General features: G+C 45.7%; 4 protein-coding genes, 1 tRNA gene and 1 pseudogene. 1 reads left to right on the top strand and 5 read right to left on the bottom strand.

What is annotated here, in order from left to right; all coding sequences use genetic code 11:
• Positions 1–319 precede the first annotated feature (319 nt).
• Positions 320–3,043, bottom strand: a complete 2,724-nt coding sequence (locus QUB26_RS30550) for a cation-transporting P-type ATPase (protein WP_333246993.1) — start codon at positions 3,041–3,043, stop codon at positions 320–322.
• 545 nt (positions 3,044–3,588) lie between these two features.
• A pseudogene (locus QUB26_RS30545) lies at positions 3,589–4,326 on the bottom strand (IS1 family transposase).
• A 172-nt stretch (positions 4,327–4,498) separates the two neighbouring features.
• On the opposite strand from QUB26_RS30545, the gene QUB26_RS30540 reads away from it, so the two are divergent.
• Positions 4,499–4,771 carry a flagellar alpha dynein gene (locus QUB26_RS30540; protein ID WP_333321065.1) on the top strand — a complete coding sequence of 91 codons (273 nt, stop codon included), beginning with the start codon at positions 4,499–4,501 and terminating at the stop codon, positions 4,769–4,771.
• A gap of 78 nt (positions 4,772–4,849) precedes the next feature.
• Here the strand turns inward: QUB26_RS30540 and QUB26_RS30535 are convergent.
• From QUB26_RS30535 to QUB26_RS30525, 3 genes are all read right to left on the bottom strand, one after another.
• Positions 4,850–4,934, bottom strand: a tRNA-Ser gene (locus QUB26_RS30535).
• A gap of 34 nt (positions 4,935–4,968) precedes the next feature.
• On the bottom strand, positions 4,969–5,886 hold the full coding sequence (locus tag QUB26_RS30530; protein WP_333321063.1) for a TIGR04168 family protein: 918 nt from the start codon (positions 5,884–5,886) through the stop codon (positions 4,969–4,971).
• A gap of 265 nt (positions 5,887–6,151) precedes the next feature.
• On the bottom strand, positions 6,152–9,025 hold the full coding sequence (locus QUB26_RS30525; RefSeq protein WP_333321067.1) for an RNaseH domain-containing protein: 2,874 nt from the start codon (positions 9,023–9,025) through the stop codon (positions 6,152–6,154).
• Positions 9,026–9,141 lie beyond the last annotated feature (116 nt).

Below are 9,141 nucleotides of genomic sequence, written 5' to 3'. Positions count from 1 at the left end.
CGCCCGTCCTTTTTGGACGGGCGGGACGCCCATCCCACTTTCAAGAGTGGAAGTTATTTAATTCTCATTCCTTAGCAATTCACAGGCTTAAACCTTTTCGTCAAGCAGGCTTGAACCTTGGCAGTGCAGTAATTTCTGTTTCCACAGCTTGAATTGATTGTGTAGCCGCTATTTCTGCTCGATCGCTCTCAGCATCCTGACTCACAAAAAATGTGGCCTGTGTTGCCCTCAAATAACCACATAGGGCGATCGATTAGGAAGTTCGCGCTCAAACGCATAAATTCCAGCCGCGCCAATTAGAGTGACGATCGCTATCAGTTTAAGCAAGAGGAGCAAACCGCTTTAACAACAGAGCAGGCACAATGACTGGAATCCCTGCACCGATACAAATGAGAGCTTGGATAAAACTAAGCGGTTGGGTAGCAAATAGCGGGTTTATGAAAGTCAACTGGCTAAAGAAAACTTGAAATATAAACACACAAGCCACACCGATAGCAGGAATAAAGGCAATTTCTTGAGTGCGATCTTTTAAATACGCAAACAGAGATGGAATACATTGGCTAATACTCAATAAGTAAAAGGTTTCTGCGGAAACGAGGGTATGGACTGCCATTGTCCGAGCCAAATTGATATTACCTGTGGCTTGCGAAGCCCATTCAAAAATTCCAAGTACAGCAATGAGATTGAAGATTGAAATAATCAGGATGCGCCACAGCAATTTTTTCGTTAACAGGGGTTCATTGGGACGGCGGGGCGCTCGCTGCATAGTCTCAGCCGATTTGGGCTCAAACGCTAGAGTGGCACTAAGGGCGACGGAACTCACCATATTCACCCAGAGAATCTGCACCGGCAAAATTGGCAGGGTTGTACCAGCCAAGATTCCCACCAATATGGTCAGCGCCTCTCCACCGTTGACGGGTAGGATAAACCCAATGGTTTTCAGCAGGTTGCCATAAACGGTGCGTCCTTCTTCTACGGCGGCTTCAATGGAGGCAAAGTTATCATCGGTCAACACCATATCTGCTGCTTCTTTGGCAACTTCCGTACCTGTAATCCCCATCGCTATGCCAATATCTGCCTGCTTCAGTGCTGGGGCATCATTGACCCCATCTCCAGTCATCGCAACAATTTCGCCCTTGGACTGCAAAGCTTCTACCAGTCGCAGTTTCTGTTCAGGCGCAACCCGCGCAAACACATTACTAGCTTCAACGGCATTCGCCAGTTCTCGATCGTCCATTTCTGCCAGTTGCTTCCCAGTGAACACTAGGGCATCTTCTTCTTGGCTCAGTCCCATTTTACGGGCAATCGCGGCGGCAGTTAGGGCATGATCGCCCGTGATCATCTTGACTTGAATTCCCACAGACTGACAGACTCGCACGGCGGCGATCGCTTCGGCTCTGGGTGGGTCTATCATGCCTTGGAGTCCCAGAAAGACTAGATTGTTGTCAATATCTTCGCGATCGATCCCCTGCTTTTGGGCAGAGATTTCTTTTTTAGCAAATGCCAGTACCCGTAAACCTTGGGATGCCATCCGATCGACAACTTGCTCAATTTCCTCTCGATTTAAGTCGATGTTTTGACCATCTGCATCAATTTGGTGATGACATTGCTTGAGAATAGACTCTGCCGAACCTTTAACATAAATCCTGTGGCGATCGGCTAGTTCTCTTGACTGATGCAAGGTTGCCATATATTGAAACTGCGACTCAAAAGGAATTGTATCTAGTCGCGGTTGTTCCTGCTCTAGTTCTTGCAGTGTCAACCCTGCCTTTTGCGCCGAGACAATCAGTGCCCCTTCGGTGGGATCGCCTGCTACAGATAACTGCCCCTCTTGTTCTTGCAGGTGAGAGTCATTGCACAATAAGCCACACTGCAAGCATTCCTGCAATATGGGGAATTGACTTACCTCTACGGGGCGATCGTTTTGTAAAATCGAGCCTGACTCTAGATAGCCCACCCCACTAACAGTGTAGGAACTCCCCCCGGCATAGATAGCTTGGACGGTCATCTGATTTTCGGTGAGAGTGCCTGTTTTATCGGAACAGATTACCGTCGTACTACCGAGAGTTTCGACGGCGGGGAGTTTGCGGATAATTGCGTGTTGCTTGGCCATCCGCTCCACCCCCAGCGCTAGGGTGACAGTCACCACGGCTGGAAGTCCTTCGGGAATGGCACTCACGGCTAGGGCAACTGCGGTCTTAAAGCCGTCTGTCCAGGTTCCTCCTTTGCCCATCACCACAGCAAACATGAATGCTGACAACCCTAGAATGACGTACAGCAGACTCTTACTAAATTGCTCAATCTTGCGAGTAAGTGGTGTTTCCAGCCCGGTGCTTTGATCCATCAGTTGCGAAATTCGCCCAGTTTCCGTCTGGTTGGCGATCGCTACCACAACTCCTTTTGCTTGCCCAAATGTCACCAAGCTTCCGGCATAAGCCATGTTGGTGCGATCGGCTAAAACCGTTTCCGTTGCTAGGGGTTCGGTTGCTTTTTGGACGGGAACGGATTCCCCTGTCAATGCAGATTCACTCACCTGCAAGTCGCGCACATTAACTAACCGCACGTCAGCAGGCACTTTGTCACCAGATGCCAGTACCACCAAATCGCCAGGAACCAGTTCGCGGGAGTTCAGCCGAACCTTTTGCCCGCCTCGAATCATGGTGGCTTCAGTGGTGACAGATTTGGCTAGGGCGGCGATCGCATTTTCGGCTTTCGATTCTTGGATAAAGCCAATCACGGCGTTAATCAACATCACGCCCAGAATCACCCCCGCATCCACCCAGTCCTTTAGCAACAGGGTGACGATGCCAGCAACTAACAAAATATAAATCAAGGGTTGGTTGAATTCCATCAGGAAACGGATGATGGGGCTTTTCCCTGCTTTCCCTTTGATTTCATTGAAACCATAAAGTTTCTGACGTTCAGACACCTCTGCTTCTGACAATCCCGCTTCTAAATCTGTCCTCAGATATTTCGCAGCATCGGCCGCAGATTGCTGATGCCATTGCTGTTGAGTGAGATTGTCAATAGTAGAAGATGTCATGCTCAGATCCTTGAATGAATTTAATCGCCTTACATTAACCTCTGTTCGGGATAATTTAAAACTGTCTTTGGGAGGGTTTTTCAGGCGAAACCTTTCTCAGATTTAAGCTGTTCAGCATCTAAAACGCATATTGCATATTATTATTATGATATTTATAAAAAGTCAATGCCTACTAAAAACTTCCTCAGTTCCGAGACAAGGGAAAATCTTCAACAAGTATTAAAGGAGCATTAGCATCCAGACATTCGGCTTCATAGCCTTAATTTTTTTATTGCTAAAGAGCGGAAATACACAAGCTCAAACTGCTGAACTAATAGGATGCTCTCTGAGAAAAATTGCTTATTGGAGCATTCATGGTGTTCCTGATAATTTAGACACTTTTAAAGATAATAGGATGAAGGGTAATTACCGAAAAGCCACAAAAGAATACATTAATTTACTTTGATAAACAGTTGAAGTAGGGCTTGCTGAATAATCGATCGCAAATCAATAACAAGAGTGGGTAGTGCTTTTTTGTAAATGACAGAGGAAAACAATCTCTCTTATTATCCAATCCCCATTTTTTTTCTGATTTCTTGGTTGTATTCGTGGATGAAGTTCCAAATTGCCCCGATATGATTCTCTAGCTTCTTTGAGAATGATAATGTCTTTCTTACTAACCTTGATATTCTCTGTCTTAACGTGTTGTTGAGTCTTTCAATATAACTCGTTAATCCCGTCTCCTTTCCTACCGCAAAATGTCTTTTGCTTGGCACTACCTTTTCATACGCCTCCCACATGTCCGTATACACTGCAGGCGCACTGCTTATATACCCCTGGTAATGAATCCCAGAGTTGCGAAAGCTGATGTCCGCGAACGGTCTCCAATCTCACATCCGATGATTTCTCTGGTTCGAGCATCTATTGCGAGCCAGACCCATTGCTTGTTCCCTTTATTGTCCACAAATGACCACAATTCGTCGATTTGAACCGTCAGCTTCCCTTTTTCTTTTGGCACTACTTCTGCTTGCTGCTCTACCTGTTGATAATATTTGTTGACATAATGCAAGGAGCCAGCTTGCTGACATACCTACTGCTCTTACTATTCCGGCTAATGGGATTTTTTCGAGTAATAATAATTTTACCAATGCGATGGTGTCTTTGTCTTTTGGTTTCCACTGTGGATTCTCCACAAACTGTCTTCCACAGTCTCGACATTTATGGTTTTGCTTGCCTCTGCGCGTTGTCCCATTTTTCATAATGTCATCAGAGCCACACGTTGGGCAACTTAAATCCAATTTCATTCCATCATTCCTCTCTCACGATCGTCGCTCTATTTTACTATTTTTCTCTGTCATTTACAAAAAAGCACTACCCAAGCCTTGACCCCGTGATGGAGCGGATGGCCGCCATTGAGGAACGGCTGGGAAAATTGAGTGCCTGAGTGACGGCAACGATGAATCACTCAGGCAGGAATTGAAAGCGGCCAACAAGCAACTTGCAGAATGGGATACAGAACTGAATCAGTTACACGAGCGCAACGGCGATTTAGGACTGAAGGTGCAGATGCTGGAGCAAGAACTCAAGGAAGTGCGGCGCGATCGGGAGGAAATTAAAAACTTGGTTCCGACCGTCGCAGAATTTCCAGAGCCGGCCGACTTGCTCAATCAGTTAAAAGCGCAGCGTAAAAAGTCGAGGGCGGACTTGGTAGATATGGAGGTGGTTTTGGACATATTAGAAAACCATTAGCGCGAAAGTTGAGCGGAAAACGGTTTTTCTTGTTATGTAATTAACCTGAAACCCTTAACGGACAAGAGAATTTTTAAACGGAGAGGGTGGGATTTGAACCCACGGAACCTTGCGGTTCACCTGATTTCAAGTCAGGCGCATTCGACCACTCTGCCACCTCTCCTGGCGCATAAATTTTATCATACCAGCAAATGTCTCTAACTACAAATAGCTGCAGATTCAGCGCGCCGATAAAGAATTTGTTCTCTTTCTACCGCGAAATCTTCGCCTACCCATACCAGGGACACTTCCGACACTGCTCCATTTTCCAGCAGGACGATCGAGAAATTCCGCAATTTCGAGCACTCTCTCTCCACAATTCGCGGTACGCTGGCGGCATTCAAATACACCGTACCCTCCGCACTCACCTCCAGCGACTTCCGCAACTCGTGCTTCGTGTGCCGCAGTTTGTGGTGCATATGACCAAAAGTTACCAGAGGTATGTGCTTCCCAGAACTCCGAGTTTGATCGATCGCCTCCGCAAAATCCGGGTCGCCCCAATCCCCTCCCAGTGGCTTCCAATCTCGCCCGCAGGGGTCTTCAGGAGCCTCTCCTAACCCCGTCGGACCCGTGTGACCCAAAAAAATCACATTTTCGCAATCGGCATCCGCCGCAGCCGCTGCAATGCGCCGCGCCGACTCCTCAAAACTTTCTACCCCAAACCACTCCGAGTAAAAATCCCCGTACTTCCACTCCGAGCCCCCCCAAGTAAACGGGCGGCTTCCCACCACAGTTACGCCCAATTCGGGAAAATCCCGTTTCCCGTAACCGACGTGAGCTTCTCCCATTAAATCTAACTGCTGTTTTACCCAATTTTCTTGAGCGCGATCGTAAGGGCACTGACTGCGGCCCCACTCCGTCGCCGTGTACCAAGCGTCGTGGTTCCCAAAAACCGCTGCTTTCGGAATGTCCAATTGGGCGATCGCCCGCACCACCTCCACCGACTCATTGCCAAAATCCCCCACAAACAGCACCAAATCAACGCCCAGATGCTTCAGGGCCTCGCCGTCTTCAGCTTCCCAGCGATCGTGAACGTCCCCAACCACCGCAATTTTGATAGATTTAGCTTTATTCATGTGATTTGTCATGTGCGATCGATCCCTAGCCCCTTCTTACTCAGCATAAGAAACAGCGACCAATTTTTGCACTCTCCCGCAGCATATTTTGGATTTTAGATTTGAGATGTGAGATTTGCTCCACTTTCTTCATCTTTTACTCCTAAGCGCAAAAATCCTCTCTCCCCATTGACATTGGAGGCGATTGCCCTGAAGTTAAGCCCGTTAATTACCGACTGCAACGCCCTAACACTCAACCGAGTAGGGACAGCAACCCTAGACTGAATTATTCCTCTAACTCTGGTTCCGCCTCCACTTGCTCATCTTCAATTGCAAATTCGCTGATATAGTCTCGCACAACTCGCTCAAAAAACAGAGGAGCTGGTAAGCTCGACCAATCGCTGTAGTGGCCGAAACTATACCGTAGGGATTCTACCAGCGCAGCAAGGCGATCGCAATCATCTTTTTCCTGTCGCAAGGTAACAACAATTTCCAGAGGATTTGGAGTTGGGAATTGTCCCGTGAAAGGCGGACGGGTAGCAATTTTGTAAACTTCCAATTCTGCTTTATTTAAAACTTTGTTGTTGGAGCCATCAGGATTTTTTACCATGTAGTAGTGCATAAGTAGTGATGCCATTTGAGGTAACCCGCTCTGTACAAGAAGAATAAAGGCAAAAATTACTACTTGTTTAGCACTACTCTTTACAGAAATGTTGATTTCTGTCGAGCGATAGCAACTTTGACCCCGCGATTCTTGATGAAGTGTTTTACGTCCTACAGACAGATAAGCAACACAACCTGTTTGATTAGTTGCACTTAGTCGAAATAATTCCATTGTACTAGAAGCTGAAGAGATTTCATAAGTAGTAGTCAATTGCTTTTTTGTTCGCGTATCTTCCAGAAAAGTTTCTGCAAAATATCGTACTTTTTTCTCAATAATGCCAGGGGCGAGGTCTTGGCGAATCCGAATCAGCCGTGCGCCTTTCCACACTTGCTCCATGTGTTCGTACAAGGGGCTTCCCGACTGGGTTTTAAAATTAATCTGATTTGCATTCATCCTCGGATCAGCAAGCCAAGGCCAAAGTTGCACGCAGTTAGAAGAATCAATCATCACTAATGGTTGATTTCCCTCGTCTACAGAATTTGAAATAATCTGGTTAACAAAGTCCATGAAACGAGTCTGACGCCGATCTTTTTTATCAGCCAGTTTCACGGGCGAAATTTGAGAGATGAAGGCGAGCGCATCAGAAAAATTGCTCCAAGGACTGATTTGTGAATTATTACCCTGCTCGTAGGCGCCGCACATTTCGCACTCGCCTGTATCCACCTTGAGGCGCATAGCAATTGGCAAAAATGTACTGCCAATATCACCGCGAACGCGACCTTTCTGTTTGCGGACGATCGTAATCCCGATAATTTCTTTGGGTCTAGCTTCTACTGGAAGGTCTTTTAGCCATTTGTCAACCTTTTCCTTGACATCATCAATGCGGCCAGAATGAGCAGAAAGTAAGTCTTTTAGAGCAGCTTGCACTCGATGGGAAAAATCATCTAGTTTGAGAAGTTGTTTCTCCTTAGTTGTTTCAATCGGTAGCAGAAACTGCACGCAAGAACCAGCGAGTTTAGCCAGTGCTTGACGGGATGAGGGTTTATTCACCGAATCGTCATGTTTATTGTTTGGATACCATTCCCGTGCCATTACTAGGCAAAAAGTTCGCTGTTTGCGTAAAGCAAGTTGTTTGACGATCGACTCCCAGGCTTTTATGCGGTTTTGCGATCGCTCTTTCGCTGTCAAATTTGCACCGGGCAATGACTCTTTGGGCCCGTGACTCTTTGCTGGCAAACGATTAGCCATGAGTTCGATCGTATCACCCCAGAGAACGCGAATCATCGCTTGCAGCATTTTTAATTCGGTTTGACATTGTTCTTCGTAAAAGACAACAAGCAACAGTTTTTCGTTAGGATATAGCCGACGCATAGCTTCTTGGTTAGCCTGAATTAAAGCTTGGAGTTCTTTTACCTGACACACCAATTCAAGGGCTTTTCTACCTTGGTAAATATTCTCTAACCTAAAATCGAGGTGTTTATTCAGCAAGCTATTTAACTCATCGTCCTTAAAGCTTTTTAGGTATTTGGGAGTAAAATCAGAACAGTCGTTTTTTTCGATAATTTCTAAAGCCGCACCTAACAGAGTAGGAAGATTAATCATGCGTGAAGCAGCTTGATTCTTTTTTAAATTGTGAGCTTCACCCTTCTTAAATTCCACTTCCGAGTAACTATCAAAAGGTTGAAAGCCAATAGGCTGGAGAATTTCGGCAATCTTTTCAAAAGCTTCTAATTTATCAATCTCCGGTACGCCTACCTTAATCCCATGTTTCCCTTCTTGCAATCCGTTGCGGTAAGTTAGCACTATTTGGCAGCTATCCGTTGAAGCTTTCCCCAATGCAATCTGAGAACCAATGTTTTGATTATCAGATATTTTCATCGGGAGTTTGAGCTTGCCGCGCAATGCTTCAAAATTCTTATCGATCGCCCAAAACCAATTTTTCTTTTTGTTCTGTGGATTTTTATCCTGTTTTTCGGATTGAGAAAGCACCGTGTAGCGAAAGGTGCGATCGCTGTACTCTTGAGAAAAGACAAAGCCGCTAATATTTGCTGAGTTATATTGTGCGGGTTTTAAGTCACTTAACCAGCGGCGTTTGGAAACATCTATCTTCAATAAAGGCTGATGCAAAGAAGGATAAGTTACCACTTCTAAGGATACCACCAGACTGAATTTTCCCGTATGTTTTGGTAAAGTAATGGGATCGGTAATCAATTCTGCCGTTCCAGTTGTGAGACGCGCGCCGCTAGAGATAACCCGCTTCATTTTTCCTAGCCCCTGAAAAATCTCTTTTCCCGCGATCGCGCGAGCTACATAATCGACTAACACGCAATAATCATAAGTCTTTGTTGCCTGACTTGTTCCTGTTGTTGCTGACCATTTCCAAGGTAAAACTTGAGACTCCAACGGCGTAATTGTTAACAACTCATTTCGATCGTGCAAATCTTCCAAACGGTCGATAACTTCCGAGAGTCCATCTAATTTTTTAGCAAAAGGTTTGATAAAATTGGTTATCCAATCGTTGAGAATTGGACGTAAATCTTTCTGGGTCTCTTTTATTTTTTCGCTATTTAAGTAAGCAAATGGTTCGGGAGATTTTCAGGGTAAACGCATCTTAACTGGAACCCAAAATATGCTACAGTTAAATCCGACTAAATTTCAATGTAGTTTGTTGT

The sequence above is a fragment of the Microcoleus sp. B4-C1 genome, assembly GCF_036705285.1.
GTDB lineage: Bacteria > Cyanobacteriota > Cyanobacteriia > Cyanobacteriales > Microcoleaceae > Microcoleus.
This window is presented reverse-complemented; position numbering and strand designations above follow the sequence as displayed.

What these genes read in the sequence shown, in the direction of transcription:
- QUB26_RS30550 (WP_333246993.1), bottom strand. Translation starts at nt 3,043, where the DNA reads ATGACATCTTCTACTATTGACAATCTCACTCAACAGCAATGGCATCAG.
- QUB26_RS30530 (WP_333321063.1), bottom strand. Translation starts at nt 5,886, where the DNA reads ATGAATAAAGCTAAATCTATCAAAATTGCGGTGGTTGGGGACGTTCAC.